The sequence below is a fragment of the Streptomyces sp. AB3(2024) genome (assembly GCF_041862025.1).
Taxonomy (GTDB): domain Bacteria; phylum Actinomycetota; class Actinomycetes; order Streptomycetales; family Streptomycetaceae; genus Streptomyces.
In genome coordinates this window covers 1-401 of sequence record NZ_JBGWAB010000354.1, presented here as the reverse complement: position 1 = coordinate 401, position 401 = coordinate 1, and the positions used below count along the sequence as shown (strand labels likewise).

At 68.3% G+C, this 401-nt stretch carries 1 pseudogene; it reads right to left on the bottom strand.

Annotation, left to right across the window (positions count from 1 at the left end):
* Nucleotides 1-8: 8 nt before the first annotated feature.
* Nucleotides 9-401, bottom strand: a pseudogene (locus ACEPPI_RS40735) (transposase); the annotation flags it as partial.

Genomic DNA, 401 nt, shown 5'->3' with positions numbered 1-401 from the left:
CTTGATCTTTAACCTCGTTGTTCCTTCAAGCGGACGTGTTCGGTGAGGGTCTCGGCTCGTTTCACTGTCTTTCCGGGCTCGTGCCGTGGGGCTGGCCTGCGGTTTTTCGAGCCGGGTGGGCGTCCGGGGCCTGGCCGGGATGGTTGGGGCACGCTGGCGGGGTGGGTGGTCTTCGCGCGGAGGTGGCGGAACCCGCGGCGGACTCAGGCGGGGGTGAGCCGGCGGGGTTCCGCAGGCCGTTCCCAGGGGCGGCGGAGGTCCTCGGCGAGTGGGCGGGCGAGGCGGAGCTGGGTGTGGGCGGCGATGATCAGCCAGGTCCACAGATCGGCGGTGTTGGGGTCTCTAATCTTCGGAACGGTCCAGCCGAGAGTCTGCTTGAAGAGGCGGAAGGTGTGCTCGAG